The organism is Mitsuokella multacida DSM 20544 (assembly GCF_000155955.1).
In the GTDB taxonomy this organism is placed as follows: Bacteria; Bacillota; Negativicutes; order Selenomonadales; family Selenomonadaceae; genus Mitsuokella; species Mitsuokella multacida.
This window is the reverse complement of record NZ_GG697142.2, coordinates 668,825-684,337: the sequence shown is the minus strand read 5'-3', so window position 1 is coordinate 684,337 and position 15,513 is coordinate 668,825. Positions and strand designations below refer to the sequence as shown.

Annotated in this window: 17 protein-coding genes; all 17 read right to left on the bottom strand. The window is 63.1% G+C overall.

All coding sequences use genetic code 11. The features are described from left to right. Positions 1–2 precede the first annotated feature (2 nt). The 17 genes from aroC to pheS all read right to left on the bottom strand — a co-directional run bounded on the left by aroC (position 3) and on the right by pheS (position 15,335). Positions 3–1,160, bottom strand: a complete 1,158-nt coding sequence (aroC, locus tag MITSMUL_RS10065) for a chorismate synthase (RefSeq protein WP_005842353.1) — start codon at positions 1,158–1,160, stop codon at positions 3–5. A gap of 95 nt (positions 1,161–1,255) precedes the next feature. After that, positions 1,256–1,891, bottom strand: coding sequence for a type IV pilus inner membrane component PilO (locus tag MITSMUL_RS10060; protein ID WP_005842352.1), 636 nt, complete (start codon positions 1,889–1,891; stop codon positions 1,256–1,258). Between the two features lie 34 nt (positions 1,892–1,925). After that, positions 1,926–3,128, bottom strand: a complete 1,203-nt coding sequence (locus MITSMUL_RS10055) for a PilN domain-containing protein (RefSeq protein ID WP_156779541.1) — start codon at positions 3,126–3,128, stop codon at positions 1,926–1,928. Between the two features lie 13 nt (positions 3,129–3,141). Continuing rightward, positions 3,142–3,558: a pilus assembly PilX N-terminal domain-containing protein gene (locus tag MITSMUL_RS10050; protein ID WP_005842347.1), complete on the bottom strand. Its 417-nt coding sequence runs from the start codon at positions 3,556–3,558 to the stop codon at positions 3,142–3,144. 50 nt (positions 3,559–3,608) lie between these two features. After that, positions 3,609–4,127 carry a hypothetical protein gene (locus MITSMUL_RS10045; RefSeq protein ID WP_005842346.1) on the bottom strand — a complete coding sequence of 173 codons (519 nt, stop codon included), beginning with the start codon at positions 4,125–4,127 and terminating at the stop codon, positions 3,609–3,611. Beyond that, positions 4,114–4,524 (bottom strand): type II secretion system protein, encoded by a 411-nt coding sequence (locus MITSMUL_RS10040; protein ID WP_040636217.1) that lies wholly within the window; start codon positions 4,522–4,524, stop codon positions 4,114–4,116. The genes MITSMUL_RS10045 and MITSMUL_RS10040 overlap by 14 nt, the downstream gene beginning before the upstream one ends. 15 nt (positions 4,525–4,539) lie before the next feature. Then, positions 4,540–5,034, bottom strand: a complete 495-nt coding sequence (locus tag MITSMUL_RS12175; RefSeq protein WP_005842342.1) for a hypothetical protein — start codon at positions 5,032–5,034, stop codon at positions 4,540–4,542. Continuing rightward, a complete protein-coding gene (locus MITSMUL_RS10030) occupies positions 5,031–5,579 on the bottom strand; it encodes a prepilin peptidase (protein ID WP_005842340.1) in 549 nt (182 codons plus the stop codon). The genes MITSMUL_RS12175 and MITSMUL_RS10030 overlap by 4 nt, the downstream gene beginning before the upstream one ends. A 3-nt stretch (positions 5,580–5,582) precedes the next feature. Continuing rightward, positions 5,583–6,011, bottom strand: coding sequence for a competence type IV pilus major pilin ComGC (locus MITSMUL_RS10025; RefSeq protein WP_050751675.1), 429 nt, complete (start codon positions 6,009–6,011; stop codon positions 5,583–5,585). A gap of 239 nt (positions 6,012–6,250) precedes the next feature. Beyond that, positions 6,251–7,084: an acyloxyacyl hydrolase gene (locus tag MITSMUL_RS10020; protein WP_005842337.1), complete on the bottom strand. Its 834-nt coding sequence runs from the start codon at positions 7,082–7,084 to the stop codon at positions 6,251–6,253. 148 nt (positions 7,085–7,232) lie between these two features. Further along, positions 7,233–8,402 (bottom strand): ABC transporter permease, encoded by a 1,170-nt coding sequence (locus tag MITSMUL_RS10015; RefSeq protein ID WP_005842335.1) that lies wholly within the window; start codon positions 8,400–8,402, stop codon positions 7,233–7,235. Continuing rightward, the gene (locus tag MITSMUL_RS10010; protein ID WP_005842334.1) at positions 8,399–9,580 is read right to left on the bottom strand and encodes an ABC transporter permease; all 1,182 of its coding nucleotides are present in this window, start codon (positions 9,578–9,580) and stop codon (positions 8,399–8,401) included. The genes MITSMUL_RS10015 and MITSMUL_RS10010 overlap by 4 nt, the downstream gene beginning before the upstream one ends. After that, a complete protein-coding gene (locus MITSMUL_RS10005; protein WP_244944596.1) occupies positions 9,577–10,611 on the bottom strand; it encodes an HlyD family secretion protein in 1,035 nt (344 codons plus the stop codon). Before MITSMUL_RS10005 ends, MITSMUL_RS10010 begins: the two co-directional genes overlap by 4 nt. A gap of 115 nt (positions 10,612–10,726) precedes the next feature. Next, positions 10,727–11,371, bottom strand: coding sequence for a TetR/AcrR family transcriptional regulator (locus tag MITSMUL_RS10000; RefSeq protein ID WP_040636216.1), 645 nt, complete (start codon positions 11,369–11,371; stop codon positions 10,727–10,729). 178 nt (positions 11,372–11,549) lie between these two features. Then, positions 11,550–11,810 carry a cell division protein ZapA gene (locus tag MITSMUL_RS09995; protein ID WP_005842329.1) on the bottom strand — a complete coding sequence of 87 codons (261 nt, stop codon included), beginning with the start codon at positions 11,808–11,810 and terminating at the stop codon, positions 11,550–11,552. Positions 11,811–11,855: 45 nt separating this feature from the next. Next, positions 11,856–14,291 carry a phenylalanine--tRNA ligase subunit beta gene (gene pheT, locus MITSMUL_RS09990; RefSeq protein WP_005842328.1) on the bottom strand — a complete coding sequence of 812 codons (2,436 nt, stop codon included), beginning with the start codon at positions 14,289–14,291 and terminating at the stop codon, positions 11,856–11,858. Between the two features lie 15 nt (positions 14,292–14,306). Then, the gene (gene pheS / locus MITSMUL_RS09985) at positions 14,307–15,335 is read right to left on the bottom strand and encodes a phenylalanine--tRNA ligase subunit alpha (RefSeq protein ID WP_005842326.1); all 1,029 of its coding nucleotides are present in this window, start codon (positions 15,333–15,335) and stop codon (positions 14,307–14,309) included. Positions 15,336–15,513 lie beyond the last annotated feature (178 nt).

Sequence of the window (15,513 nt, the reverse complement as noted above, 5' to 3'; positions counted from 1 at the left end):
GATCACCATTCCTTCCCGATGCGTGCCTTGTAGGCAGCAAGTGCGGCCTTGAGGTCGACCATCGCATCCGAGCCAAACTTGTCGCAGATGGCCTGCGCGATGACGAAGGCCGTCATGGCCTCGCCGACGACGGAGGCCGCCGAGACGGCACACGTGTCGCTGCGTTCCTTACAGGCCAGCACTTCCTCATGGCTCGCGATGTCGACGGAGTGCAGTGGCTGCATCAGCGTCGGGATCGGCTTCATCGCCGCCTTGACGACGAGCTCCTCACCATTCGTCATGCCGCCCTCGAGGCCACCTGCGCGATTCGTCCTGCGGTAGACCTTGCCCGCCTCGTCGAGGAACATCTCGTCGTGGATCTGGCTGCCCGGCAGGATGGCGCAATCGAAACCCGCGCCGATTTCCACGCCCTTGATGGCCTGGATGGACATCAAGGCGCCGGCGAGCTTGCCGTCGAGGCGGCGGTCCCACTGGATGTGGCTGCCGAGGCCTGCCGGCAGGCCTCGCACCGTGACCTCGAAGATGCCGCCAAGAGTATCACCCTCTTTGCGCGCCGCCTTGATCTTTTCCTTCATCTGCGCCTCGGCCTCTGCGTCGTAGCAGTTGAGATCCGAGATGTCCGTGCCAAGCTTCGCGCGGTCGACCTTCGCCGGGTCGACCTTGACGCCACCGATGCAGGTGACCTGCGAGACGACCGTGATGCCGAGCGCCTTGAGGAATTCCTTGCAGACGGCGCCGACGGCCACGCGCATCGTCGTCTCGCGCGCACTCGAGCGCTCGAGGATGTCGCGGACGTCCGTGCGGTCGTACTTGCGGATGCCCGTGAAGTCCGCATGGCCCGGGCGCGCCGCCGTGACCTTCTCGCCCGCGGGCTCGCCGAAGGCCGCCATGCGCTCGCCCCAGTTCTGGAAGTCGCGGTTGACGACCTGCAGCGTGATGGGCCCGCCGATCGTCTCATTGAAGCGCACGCCCGAGAGGACATTGACCTTGTCCTTCTCGATCTTCATGCGGCCGCCGCGGCCGTAGCCCTGCTGACGGCGCGCCAGGTCTTTATTGATGGACTCGAGGTCCAGTTTGAGGCCGGCCGGCAGTCCCTCGAGGATAGCCGTCAGGCACGGGCCATGGGACTCGCCCGCAGTCATAAAACGCAATTCACTCATATCCAAACACCTCACGTATTTCAAAAACAATATTGATTACAGTGTAAAGGATACGCGCCTATAAATCAAGGTCTTATTTCAATGGATACCTGTCCTCATTCAAGAGAAGCAACCGTCTCTTCTGCTGCCTCGCCGTCCGCCCTGCCCTTTGCTTCATCCTGTGACCAGGCGTAAGCCGTGACGACGAGCTGGCACTGCAGCATGCCGTCCTTGCCCTGCACTTGTTGCTCGATGCGCGTCTCATGGATGGCGAGCAGCCGCTCCGACTGCTGCAGGCGGCGCAGGAAGTCGAGCACCGAAAAATACGAGCCGCTGCAGGCGATGGCGACGGGCATCTCCTGTACGCCGTCCACCGAGCGCGCCTCAGCCGGCGCGACCTTCTGGAGCTTCACCTGGCTCTGCAGCGCCTTGTGCTGCAAATCCTGCAGGAAGGCTCCCTGCCCGAGCTCCCGCGGCAGCATGCGCTCGGCGCGCCCCTCGCGGTCCGAGAGCTCCTTCTCGTAGGCGGCGAGGTCGCCGTGCACATTCTTGAAATTCATGACGGCGGCCAGGCGAGTACGCAGCTCAACCGCCTTTTTCTCGTACGCCGCCTGCTCCGCGCGCAGCGGCAGGTGCACGAGCGCGCCGTACGCTAGCAGCGCGATGAGGCAAACGGCGATGCTGGCCGCGAGGAAGCGCGTATCCCCACTGCCTAGCCCCATCCGCTCCAATCTCGCCCGGATCCCTTTCATCCGCTCATCCTCCTCTCCGTCAATCCATCACAGACTAGATGCCGACGCTGATGCGGAAGGCAATGCTGTTCTTTTCCGCATCCTTCCCTTCCTCCGACGCCTCAAGCACGGGCCCCTGTGGGAAGAAGGCGCGGTCCGCCTCGAAGGACTGCAGGAAAGCGGAGAGCGCGGCGTAACTGAGCGCCGCGCCGCAGAGCTCCACCTTCTTGTCGGAGCGCAGCAGGATGGACCTGAGCCAGACGCCTTCCGTCTGGAGCTCCGGCCGCCCGAGGTGGACCATCACGCTGTACCACGGCACGGCCGCTCCCATGACGGCGGCGGCCTTGGCATCGCGCGCGCGGATCTTCTGCTGGAGCCGCCCCGTCAGCTGCATGACCTTCTCCTCGCGCTGCAGCACGAGGAATGCCTGCTCTTCCTGCTGGTAATCGCGCTTCGCCTCGAGATAGGCGCGCATGTCAAAGAACGCCGTGGCAAACAGCACGAAAAACGTCACGGTGCAGCAGAGCGCGGCCAGCCGGCGGCAGCGCAGCCGGCGCCCCTGCACTGCACTGCCCCAGAGCCGCAAGCCATCTTCTTGAAGGACGGACTTCGCTGCCGCGATGGCCGGCATGAACGCGCGCTGCGCCTCCGTGAGCACCAGGCCCTGCCCGTCCCATGAAGCTGTCATCGCCGCCGCTGTCCCCGGCGGCAGGGCCGTGATGCCGCGCAGCGAGAGCCCCTGCTCGCGGAAATCCTCGGCCAGCCTTGCAAGCAAATCCCGCTCCGCTGCGGCGAGCACGACGCGGCCCGCACCCTCGCGCTGGCAGGCCATCGCATACGCATCAGCCTCAAGCCCCTCATCCGTCAGCCGCGCGTCGAGCTCCCAATGCGCCGCTTCGCGCCACTCTGCCGCCTCCATATGGGGCGGCAGCTCCGTCTCGTAGAAGCAGACCTGCTCCGCGGGCAGGCAGACGGCAAAGTCGAGCTCGTACCAGCCCTCGCGCTGCGCGCGCATCGCGGCCGCCTCTGCAAGCGTCAGGCCGCCGTCCAACCGCTCCACCGCCGTGCGCACGAGCACCAGCGTGCCATGCTCCGCGAGCAGCTCGGCGAAGAGGACCTTCCCGTCTCCCCTCTCCGATGGGATATGGACTATACCGATGACGCGCCTGCGCTCCTCCCAGAGCCAGCTGCCGCCCATGAGTCCGCCACTCCATCTCTGCTCAAATCTCTGGCGCAGCTTGCTGAGGCTTTCCAGCAACCGGCCTTGCGCTTCAGCGGCTCCTTCCCTTCCAGACATAAGCATCCCCTTTCCGTTCCAAGAGTCCCCGCGCGATCTTGTGGCGCTGCCAATCATCGCGCTCCTGTTCGCGTGCCACAGCGACGACCCAGTACGAGCCCCGCTTCTCTGCCACAACGGCCTGCACGATGAGCACGCCTTTCTCGCTCTGGACCTCGTGCGGCGCCACGAGGGTCGCGCCGTCCGCCAGCAGCGCAGGATCCGCCACAGCGCGCCTCACCGCCTCCTGCAACGTCTCTTCCGCCGCGAGGCGCAGGTTCACCTCGTGCTCGTACGAAGCCGTCATCTTCCGGCTGCTATAAGCCGTGTAGCAGACCGCCGTGCCGAGCATCATGACGACCACCGTCAAGAGCATGGCCCAGACAGCGGCCGAGCCTCGTTCCCGCTCCATTCCCAGACCTCCCCTCAGTCGCTTCCATCGCTTCTATCGCTTCCGCCACATCAGTCACTGCGCTCCGGGCCGTAGACCGCGACCGCGAGCGTGTAGCTGTGCCCCGTCACCTTGCTCCTGCCCGTCAGCCGTATCTCTTGCAGCCGCGGCGCGAGCTCTGTACACGAGAATTCCGTGATATCGACGCCCGCTAGCGAATTGTTGCCCGTCAGCGGCCACGTCGCATCGCGCCAGACGAGCTTGTCCACCTTGTTCACACGATGAACCCAGTACTGCACTTGGAACGTGCCAGTAAGCGACTCATCCGGCGAGCAGTACTGATAGAAGATGATGCTCGGCCTGCCATTGTGGCGCTGGCTGCGCACCCGGTACGAGATCCGCGCCTCGTCGGCCACCTGGCGCATGGCCATCTGGACCTCCTGATGCAGCTCGCTGTCCGCGATGAGGAAAAAGGCAGCGCGGAAGACCATGACCACCATGGCCCCCATCGCTGCCAGAAGGAAGACGAGAACGGGCAGGGAGACGAGCATGTCGAGCAGGACGGTGCCCGCTTCTCTACTGCCCTTCATATACCCCTACCCTCCTCTGATACACTTGCTGATGCTGCCGCCCGCCGTGCTGCCACGCGACGGTCACAGCCGCTCGGTAAGCGCCTGCCTGCTCCATCCGCTGGATGTCCGTGCGGAGCAGGAAGTCGCCACCTCCGGAAACATCCGATGCTTCCGGTGAGAAAGCCACGTGCTCCTGCCGCACGGATGCCCCTTCTGCCAGTGTCCCCGAAGCAGCCCGGTACTCAAGATACGCGAACTCCGACTCCGCAAGAAACGTGGCCGCCGCCTCGAAGCGGGTCTGCGCCTCCATGCGCAGCCCTTGGCGGTAGAGCAGCAGGGCGCTCGCCATCAGGACGAGCACCGCCGCGAGCACGAGCGTCTCGAGCAGCAGGAACCCCTTCTCACCGTCTTTCATCGCCATTCCCTCCTATCACCGCCTCTCCACACGCGCACGGCCGCCCGCACTCAGGATGATCCTGCGCAACGACTGTGGCGCCTCCGTCCAGAAGAGCACCATCGTGCACGGTGTCATCAAGATGCCCTCGTCGCCAAACGCCAACGCAGGGCCATCCATGTCCCCCGTCACGAAGCGCCCCTTGAGCTCGATGCCCGGCAGAAAATCGTGGCTCCCCTGCCGGGCCGAGCCCGCCAGCATCGTGTAGCCCGTGCGGCGGAAGCGCATCTGCGCCTGACGCCACGACGGCAGCTGCTGCTCTGCCTTGCCCTTCATGCTCTTGGGCCAGACCTGCGTCGTGCGCGAGATCTCGCGCACATAGCGGATGTCACTCAAGAGGCACTGCATCTCGTACTCCAGAGCCGCCTCACGGTAGATTGCCAGCGCACATGGCAGAGCCGCCATAGAAAGGACTGCGAGGACAGCGCAGGCGACGATGACCTCCAAGAGCAGCGAACCTTGCTCTTTCATAGCAGCACCTCATAGGCCGACCAGAAAGCCGCACCGCTGATGTAACTGAGGTACGCTCCCGCCGACAGGAACGGCCCGAAGGCCAGCCGGTCCCGGCGGCCCAGCCGCCCCGTGCCGAGCAGCACGAGCGCCAGACACGCGCCGAGCGCAAAGGACAGCGCGAGCGCCAAAAGTGTCCCCTGCCAGCCGAGCCAGATGCCGAAGGCCGCCGCATACTTGACGTCGCCGAGCCCGATGCCGCCGCGCGACAGCGTGCGCAGGGCAAAGAGCAAGGCCGCGCCGAGCAGCGCGCCGAGAAGTGCGTCCTGTGCCTCCCCCGTGAGCCCGGCCATCATGAGGCCGAGTCCTGCCAGGTAGAGATTGCCCTTGTCCGGCAGCAGCCCCGTCCGGAAGTCGATGACCGCCATGACGAGCAGGAGCACGCAAAACAGGCCACCCCGGACGAGTTCGAGATGGTCCAGGTCAGCCATTGACAGGCCAAAAAGCATCAGGACGAGCAGCAGCACGATGATGATGCGCGCCCGCAAGGGCAGATAGCCAACCATGGCTCAGCCACCATTACCCGATTCCGGTTTTGGGGGTGTTTCCTCTGCAGTCTTCTTCTCTTTGGTGAACGCACCGATGGCATTGCCATTGCAGAGTGCCCGCCTGTTATCCTTATCGATCGTATACGCAGCCGCTTCGAGCTTCACGGATTCGCCATTCACATAACATTGCCCCGTCGGCGGCTTGATATCCGTGGACTGCAGATAATCCTTCAGATCCGCAATCTTCTCCGGCGCTTTTCCATTATCGATCTCATAGACGGCAATCGCTGTATTCAGTGTAGACAAGTCGGATTGTATCCTGGCCGTATTGGCCGAGGCGATGGCAGAAGTGAATTTCGGTACGGCAATCAATGCGAGGATTGCCACGATGCCCACGGCAATCAGCATGCCAATCAAGGTGAAACCTGCTTCATTCTGTCGAGTCTGCATGAAAGAATCCTCCTCTCGAATCAAAGAACTTGGCCCCGCGTTCCGGAGCCGATACGGTTTACATGTCTTCCGTATCTCAATCCAATCTGTCCACATCCAGCGGATGTTTATTAGTTTCTCCGTGCACCCTCTTAAATCCTGCCAATCTTTAAAATATTTTTATTATTCTAAATAAGAATTCTTAAAAAAGAGCGCCCTCTCTGGAAGGATAATTCCATGAGAGGGCGCTCTTGCGTCCATCAATACCAATGCGTGAAGCCCAGTGAGAAGCCAACGCCGTTGTAGCCCGGGTTGTGGGTGCTCATGCCATTCGACGAATGGTGGAAGAGGTAGGCGAGGCTCAGCGCGTCGCGGTCGGTGTAATGATACGTGAGACGCGGGCCGATGCGCCAGAGGAAGCCGTAGGCGCGGCCGTTGCCCGGATGGGCGTGGTTGTAGGCGAGCAGGCTGCCTGAGCCGTCAATGGAGCCGTCGAGCTTGCCCGAGATGTGCTTCGTCCAGCGCATCATGTAGGACGGGCCGAAGCCGACGGCCTCGGCATCACGCCAGATGTCGTCCTCCGTCGTGCTGCCCGTCGCGCGCTCGAACGTCAGGCCGTAATGCAGCGAGAGCGCGCCGAGCTCCTTGTACTGGCGGTAGACATGCACGTTGTAGAGATCGACATCGCGCTTCGCGAAGAAGCGGCCCTCGAGGTACTCGAGCTGCACCTCGATGTTCTTGCGCTTCTCTGCTTTCTTGGCCGCGGGCTCCGCCGCCGTCGGCACAGTCTTTGCGGACGGCGCCTTGGCGGTCTCTGTCTCAGCTGCCTTGACCGGCTCGACATGGAGTCCCTGCGGCTGCTGTGCCTCTGCCTTGCCTGCCTCCTGCTGCGTCGCCTGCCCTGCGCTCTCTGCCGTCTGGCTTGCCGCGGCAGCCACAGGCGCAGCGGCCATAGCCGTCGTCTGCCAGGTGAGCAGGCCGAGTGCCGCTATCGGCAGAGCGAGCAGCGTCCGGCTCCACTTCGACGCGTCCGATTGCTTCTGTTGCTTCTGTGCGGCATGTACTGTATCGTGTGTATCGTGTTTCTTAGCCATGATGATGCGCCATCCTTTTCTGAAATCCCTGCTACCTTCGAGCGGTCCGCAGTCCTTGCGTCTCACTACGTTCTGTGGATCTTGAATCTTTCCTTATTCTATCACAGATGCGACCACCTCTCAATTCTTCTCTCGATTCTTCGGCTCTTCAGCGCTCAGCGTCGGCCGCGCGCCGGTAGCGCCGCATGCGCCAGCAGAAGAGCATGGCGCCGAGGCTCAGGAAGACGGCCGTGAGCACAGCGAACGCCTGATAGTCGCCGGCAAGGCGCGGCGAATGGCCCGCGAGGAAGAGCTCGCGCACGGTGTTCGAGAACCACGAGAGCGGGAACGCCTCGGCGACTCTCTGCAGCCAGGCCGGCATCGACTCCTGCGGCCAGGTGTAGCCTGACAGGATGAACGCCGGCACCGGGTACATGATGATGGCCCGCACGAACTCCATCTCACACGGGAAGATGGCCGAGGCGAAGATGCCAAAGCTCATCGCCGCGACGATAAAGGCAGCGGCCAAACCGAGCAGTGTGCCAAGAGGCGCCTTCAGCGGTATCGCGAAGACGTACTGCACGAGCACGGTGACGAGCAGGTACGAGAGCATGGCGAGCGCGAAGTAGAGCACGAGCTTGGCGACGAGCAGCAGCCAGGAGGCCCCCTGCCAGTCGCCCGCGCCCGCGCGCAACTGCTCGTACTCGCCGCAGATCGCCGCGCCGACGGCGAAGAGGATGCCCTGCTGGAACGCGACCATCGCGAGGCCGAGCAGGAAGAAGAACATGTAGCCCTGCGTCGTGTTGTAGAGCACGCGCAGATGCGCGTGGACCGGCGAGATCATGTTCTGCAGGAGCTCCTCATCGCCGCCCGTGCGCAGGGCCGTGCGCTCTGCGGCGAAGCGGTCCGAGAAGTCCGCGAGGATGTCCTGCATGGCCGAACTCGTGATGTTCGTCAGGATGATGTTTGCGCCGTTGGCCATGTAGAGCACCTCGGCGCTCTGCCCCGTCTTGACCTTGCGCGAGAAGTCCGCCGGGATCTCGATGGCCGCATACGCCTGCTTCTGGCGCAGTGCCTCGCGCATATCCTCCTCGCTGTCGACGAAGAGGACGGCGCGCATGCTGTCGCTGCTCTCGATGTCGCGGACGAGCTCGCGCGAGAAATGCGAGTCCTCCGCATCGTAGACGACGCACGGCACGTCCTTGACGATGTTCGGCACGTAGAGCAGGCCGAAGACGATGAGGTAGGCCACGGCCGCGCCGAACAGGAAGACGAGGCGGCGCGGGTCGTGCAGGGCCATGAGGAATTCACGCCGGATGGCCAAGAGCAGATCCTTCATGCGGACCCCTCCTCTCCGGTCCAGAAGTGATGCTTGCGCCGCAGGTAGAAGAGCAGCGAGGCCACGAGCTGGCGGCCGAGGCCGCCCAAGAGCATGACCAGGCAGTTCTTGTAGAGCGCGGGCGCCGTGCCGCTCAGCAGGATGTCGCGCAGCGTGTCGCCGCCGTACGTCATCGGCATCAGCATGCCGAGCATTGAAGCGATGTCACTCATGTCGAAGTTCGGCCACGAGAGACCGCTGTAGAGCAGCCCCGGCATGATGTAGACCATCGGGGCCTGCAGTGAGAGCACGCGCGTCGGGCAGCAGGCCGAGAAGACGTGCAGGACGCTGCTGACGAAGAAGATGAAGGCAGCGCCTAAAAGCACGGCCTCCGCCCAGTTGCCGCGCATCGGCACGGCAAAGCCGTAGATGACGACGAGGAGCGCGAGCACATAGGCTGTGAGCGCAAAGCACCAGTACGGCAGACTCTTGCCGAGCAGGATCAGGAAGGCATTCCGATCGGCGAAGCGGCGGCGGAAGAGCTCCGTGACGAGCGCAGGCGCGAGCGAGAGCATGATGCCGATCTGCAGGCCGTTCATCATGAGGCCCGAGAGCATAAAGGACGCGTAGCCGTTGGCCGGGTTGCCTAGGATGCGCACGCCCATGCGCACGGGATAGACGGATACGATGGCGTCATCCGGCAGCAGGCCCTGGCTTTCGAGCAGCTGCTGGCCCGCCGCCACGGAGAACGAGCGGCTGACTTCCTGCGAGGCGCTGATGGCCGCATTGCCGAACATGTTGTTCGACGAGTCGACCATCAGCATGAAGTCCGTGCCCTGCCCCGACTTGAGCTCCTTGTCGAAATCCTTCGGGATGGACAGAGCCACGCGCGCCTCGCCCGCATGGATGGCATCGAGCATCTCCTCCTCTGTGTCGACCTGCGCGACGAAGTCGAAGCGGTCCGCATCCGTGTAGGCCTGAATGAGCGAGCGGCTCGTCGCCGACTGGTCCTCGTCCCAGACGACCATCGGGATGTGGTTGACGACGTTCTCCTGATAGACGAAGCCGAAGAGCACGGCAAAGCCGAGCGGCACGATGAAGGGCACGAGCGCCACGGGCGGCCTGCCCTTCACGAGGTACCAGAACTCATCGGCCGCGACTTCATAGATCGTGCGCAGCGCCGCGAGCAGCCGTGTCATGACGCATTACCGGCCAGGCGGAAGCGCATGCCCGGGCGCAGGACTTCGGAGTCGACCTGTACCTTGACATTGAAGCTGACGATATCCGTCTCATCGCCGCGCTCGCTCGTCGCGCGCTGGGTCGCGAATTCCGCTTTCTTGCTGATATCCGTGATGGTGCCCGTGACCTCCGTCTTGTCATCGCGGCCGATGAGCTTCACCTGCTGGCCGACGGCGTACTTCGAGAGCTCCGTCTCCGGCACCTTGATGTCGACCCAGTTGTCCGTCGGGTCCTGCACCGCGACGAGCGGCGTGCCGTTCGAGATCATCGAGCCTTCCTCGATGTACTTCTCCGTGATGACGCCGTCGAACGGCGCGCGGATCTCCGTCTCGTCGAGTGATACCTCGATGTTCTGCAGCGTGGCCTCCGCCTGCTCCAGCTTCATCGCCATCGCCTGCTCATTGGCCCGCGAAGCGTCCGTCTGCAGCGTGCCGGCCTGTGCCTGGTTGACCGCCGCCTGCGCCTGCGCGTAGGTGGCCTGCGCCGTCTGGTACTTCGTGTCGTACTGGTCGAACGTCTGACGCGAGACGGCGCCCTGCGCGAGGAGTTCCGCATAGCGGTCGTGGTCGGCCTGCGAGAGCGCGAGGTCAGCCCGCGCCTTGTCCGCCGTGGCCTGCGCCTGCGAGACGGCCGACGAAGTCGTGCCCGACTCCATGTTCGTCGTCACGAACGCCTGTGCCTGCTGGGCGCGCAGGGCGCGGATGCTGGCCTCAGCCTCAGCCTTCTGGGCCTCGAGGCTGCGCTTGTCGATGCGCGCGATGACCTGCCCTTCCTTGACCGTATCGCCCTCCTTGACGTAGAGCGCGACGACGCGCCCCGCGATCTTTGAGTTGACGTCGATCTCCTTCGCATCCGCGCGGCCCCATGTCGTCTTGTCGGCATCGGCCGTCCTGCCGCATCCCGTGCAGATGAGCAGCGTCATCAGCACGGCCAGGCAGAGCGCCAAGATGCGCTCCCATTTCCCTATCCTCATCATCTTCTCGTTTCTCATGTTCCTCACCTCAATTTGTTTATCCCTTATTATTTGAACATGTTCAAATAATGGCATGCGTCAGCCCATGATTTGGGCGCATGCGCATGGCGCCGCGCTTTCTTGCTGCGCCGGCTCAGATGGCCAGCGGCATCTCGACGAGTTCCTGTGCGATGTGCTGCCAGAGCTCCTCACGGCCGCGCATGCGGTCCATCGTCGCCCGGATCTCTTCTTCTGGGACGCTCATAAGGCGCAGCGTGCCGCGGATGACCTCCGCGCGCGTCCGCTCGTCGTCCATCTCGTGCTCGAAGTAGAGCGCCGTGATGCTCGCGCCCATCGCGCCCTTGATCAGCAGGTTCTTCTGGCGGTACTCCTCATCCGTGAAGCGCGTGCCGAACAGCCGCTTGGCAAACGAGGCGAACAGGTCGACGAACTTCTCGAAGATGACCGGCGAGCGGTAGCACTCGAAGTAGATCTCGCGGATGCGCGGGTCGTCCTGCATCTTCTTGAGCTCCACCTCGCAGAGCACGGCGAACTTGAACGCGGCTGTCTCCCCCTCACAGCACGTGTCAATCTTCTCGATGCACTGGTGGATGATGGACTCGAGCATCTCCGCGAAGATGGCTTCCTTGTTCTTGAAGAAGTAGTAGATGCTGCCCGTCAATACGCCCGACCGCTCCACGATGCCGCGGATCGTCGTCTTCTTGTATCCCTGCTCGATCAGCAGTTCCTTGGCACTTTCCAGCACGCGCTGCCGGATTTCCTGTGTGTGTTGTTTCATCTCATATTTCCCCCTGATTCTTTTTAAGTTGAACATGTTCAACTCTTTTATTTACAATTTAATTATACGGAAAAGGCTTTCTAACGTCAAGAGAAAATCACTCTGATGTCCAAGATGCGCACACAAAAAGGCCGCCCTCTCGTGGGGCGGCCTCTTGGCAGAGCCGTTATGCTCGATGTTATTTCTCGTCCAGCAGCTCGACGAGCTCGTCGTAGTCCTGCTTGAGCTTGTCGTATTCATCGGCGAGCTGCAACGCTGTGAGCACGGCAATCTTCGTGCCGTCAAAGCTCTTGACGCTGCCCGCCATCTTCTTCATCAGGTGATCCACGCCGGCCGCCAGCTTCTTGAGGCGCGCGGGGTCATCCGTCCGCAGCGGATAGCTCTCGCCGAAAATCTCGACGACGACGCGCTGAGGCGCCTTTGGGTCCACATCAGCCATCTGATGCACCTCCGTCCTACTCTCTCAACAATGCCTCAAAATGACTCAGGCGCGAAGCTCGGCATCAAAGTGCTTCTCGACAGCCTGGAGGATGTTCTTAAAGGCTGCATCGGCCTCATCATCCGTCAGCGTCTTGTCCTTCGACTGGAACTGCAGGTTGAAGGCCAGGCTCTTCTTGCCCTTCGCGACGTGCTCGCCCGTGTAGACGTCGAACAGCGTGACACCCTTGAAGTGCTTGCCGCCGTTCTTCGCGATGACGCGCTCGATGTCAGCCGAGGCGACGCTCTCATCGACGACGATGGCGAGGTCGCGCGCCGTCGCCGGGTACTTCGGCAGCGACTCGAAGTGGAAGCTCTTGCCCGTGTACTTCATGAGCACCTCGAGGTCCATCTCGAAGAGGTAGACCTTCTGCTTGATGCCGAAGTTCACGGCAGCCTGCGGGTGAAGCTCGCCGACGGCGGCGATGACCTCGCGGCCCTTCTTGAAGAGCGCCGTCTTGCCCGGGTGCATGGCGAAGTGCTCGCCGGCCTCGACCGTGTACTTCGAGATGCCGAGCACGCGGAAGAGCTCCTCGACGATGCCCTTCATGTCGAAGAAGTCGACCATCTCATTTCCCTGGTTCCAGCCGACTTCCTCGCGGCGACCCGTGATGAGACCGGCGACCATCAGGCGCTCCTCCGGCAGCTCCGTCAGCGGCAGCGCGTGCGGCAGGAATACCGGCGCGACGTCGAAGAGCTTGATGTCGTTGTTCTTGCGCGAGAAGTTGCGCACGGCGTTCTCCATGATGGAGGTCAAGAGGCACGTGCGGACGAGCGGCGCCTCATCCGTCAGCGGATTGAGGATGGGGATGGCCTGGCGGAGCGGCGAGTCAGCCGGCACGAGCAGCTTGTCGAAGAGGTCCGTGCTCGTGAAGGCGAACGAGAGCTCCTCCGTCATGCCGAGGCTTGCGAGCGTGTGCTTGATCTTATCGACAAAGTTCTGCTTCGCGCTCTGCTTACCCTGGACCATGCGGCCAAACGGCGTCGTGCTCGCGATCTTGTCGAAGCCGTAGATGCGCGCGACTTCCTCCGAGAGGTCCTCCATGTAGGTGCAGTCATTGCGCCACGACGGCACGGTGACATGGTAGGTTTCCTCGCCCTTCGCCTCGACCGTGAAGCCGAGCTCCGTGAGGATCTTGACCATCTCCTCGCCCGGGATCTCCGTGCCGAGGCGGCGGTTGATCTCGTCCGTCGTGTAGTCGATCGTCACCGGCTGCTTCGGCTCCGGATAGCAGTCGACGATGCCCTGCGTGACCGTGCAGGCGCCCATGTCCTGCAGCAGTTGGCAGGCGCGATCGAGCGCGCGCGGCGTGTTCGTCACGTCGACGCCGCGCTCGAAGCGGCCCGAGGCCTCCGAGTGCAGGCCGCAGGCGCGCGCCGTGCGGCGGATGCTCGGGCCGTTGAACGAAGCGGCTTCGAGCACGACCGTCGTCGTCTTCTCCGTGACCTCGGTCTCGAGGCCGCCCATGATACCCGCGAGGCCGGCCGGATGCTCGGCATCGGCGATGACGAGCTCCGTGCCCTTCGCGAGGCGCGAGCTGTCGTCGAGCGTGTGGAGGTTCTCGCCCTCTTTAGCGAGGCGGGCCGTCAGCGTGTGGCCCGTGATCTCATCGTAGTCGTAGGCGTGCATCGGCTGGCCGAGCTCGATCATGACGAAGTTCGTCACGTCGACGACGTTGTTGATGGCGCGGATGCCGGCACCCTCGAGGCGCTGCTGCATCCACTCAGGCGACGGGCCAATCTTGACGTTCTTGATGACGCGCGTGCTGAAGCGGTCGCAGAGGTCGCGCGCCTCGATGCCGATGGAGATCATGTCGGCAGCCTTGGCCGCATCGTCCTCGTTGCAGGCGATGGCCGGCCACTTCGGCTTGTTGCCCGTCAGCACCGCGATCTCGCGCACGAGGCCGAGGACGCTGAAGCAGTCGCCGCGGTTCGCCGTGAGCTCGAACTCGAGCACGACGTCGTCGAGGCCGAGCACGTCCTTGGCCGGCACGCCGACCGGCGTGTCCGCCGGCAGGATGTAGATGCCGTCCTTCTCCTCCTCCGTCAGCTTCGTGAGGTCGAGGTGGAGCTCACCGGCCGAGCAGAGCATGCCGTTCGACGGCAGGCCGCGCAGCTTGCCCTTCTTGATGTGGAGGCCGTTCGGCAGATGCGCGCCGACCATCGCGACCGGCACGACCTGGCCCTCAGCCACATTCTGTGCGCCCGTGATGATCTGGATGAGCTCCTTCTCGCCGACGTTCATCTGGCAGATCTGGAGGTGATCCGAGTCCGGGTGTTTCTCGAGCCTCTCGATGCGGCCCGTGACGACCTTGTCGAGGCCCTCGTCCGCGCGGATGACGTTCTCGACCGGCACGCCAGCCATCGTGAAGCGGTCAGCCAGCTCCTCTGCCGACCAGTCAAAATCAATATAGTCCTTCAACCACTTAATGGAAACTTGCATTGTCAATCTCCTCTCTCAGAACTGGCGCAGGAAGCGCATGTCGTTGTCGTAGAACAGGCGCAGATCGTCGACGCCGTACGAGAGCATCGCGATGCGCTCCACGCCCATGCCGAAGGCGAAGCCCGAGACCTTCTTCGGGTCGTAGCCGCTCATCTCCAGCACATGCGGATGGACCATGCCAGCGCCGAGGATCTCGAGCCAGCCCGTGCCCTTGCAGACCTTGCAGCCCTTGCCGTGGCACATGACGCAGGAGATATCGACCTCCGTCGACGGCTCCGTGAACGGGAAGAAGCTCGGGCGCAGGCGGACCTTGACGTCCTCGCTGAAGATCTGGCGCAGGAAGAGCTCGAGCGTGCCCTTGAGGTCGGCAAACGTGATGCCCTCGTCGATGACGAGGCCCTCGACCTGCGTGAACATCGGCGAGTGCGTCGCATCGTACTCATCGCGGCGATAGACGCGGCCCGGCGCGATCATGCGGATTGGCGCGTTCGGCTCATTCTTCTGCATCGTGCGCGCCTGTACCGGCGAGGTCTGCGAGCGCATGAGGATGTCCTCCGTGATGTAGAACGAGTCCTGCATGTCGCGGGCCGGATGGTCCTTCGGCAGATTGAGTGCCTCGAAGTTGTAGTAGTCCTTCTCGATCTCCGGGCCTTCCTCGACGGAGAAGCCCATGCGGAAGAAGATGTCCTTGATGCGCTCGAGCGTCAGCGTCAGCGGGTGCAGATGGCCGAGCGGCTGCTGGCGGCCCGGCAGCGTGACGTCGATCTTCTCGCGCTCGAGGCGTGCCTGCATCTCGCGCGCCTTGAGCTCCTCATTCTTCTGCTGGATGAGAGCAGCGATCTCCGCCTTCGCCTCGTTGACGATCTTGCCGACCTTCGGCCGGTCTTCCTTTGCCAGCGCTCCCATGCCGCGCAAGATGGTCGTGAACTCGCCCTTCTTGCCGAGGAACTTGACGCGGATATCGTCGAGCTCCGAGAGATTCCCTGCAGCGTTCTTGATTGCCTCGGCAGCCTGTGCCTTCAGCTGTTCAATCTTGTCCTCCATACTGACCTCCTAGAAAATAAAAAACCTCCGCCCCCGAAAACGAGGGGCGAAGGTAGGATTCGCGGTACCACCCTGATTTGTAGCTTCGTTTGGCTCTAACGCAGCCCTGCGTCCGCCATTTCCTGCGGAGACTCCGAAGCGAACATTCACCTGCTTGCACCATCCCGCTCCCAGTCCA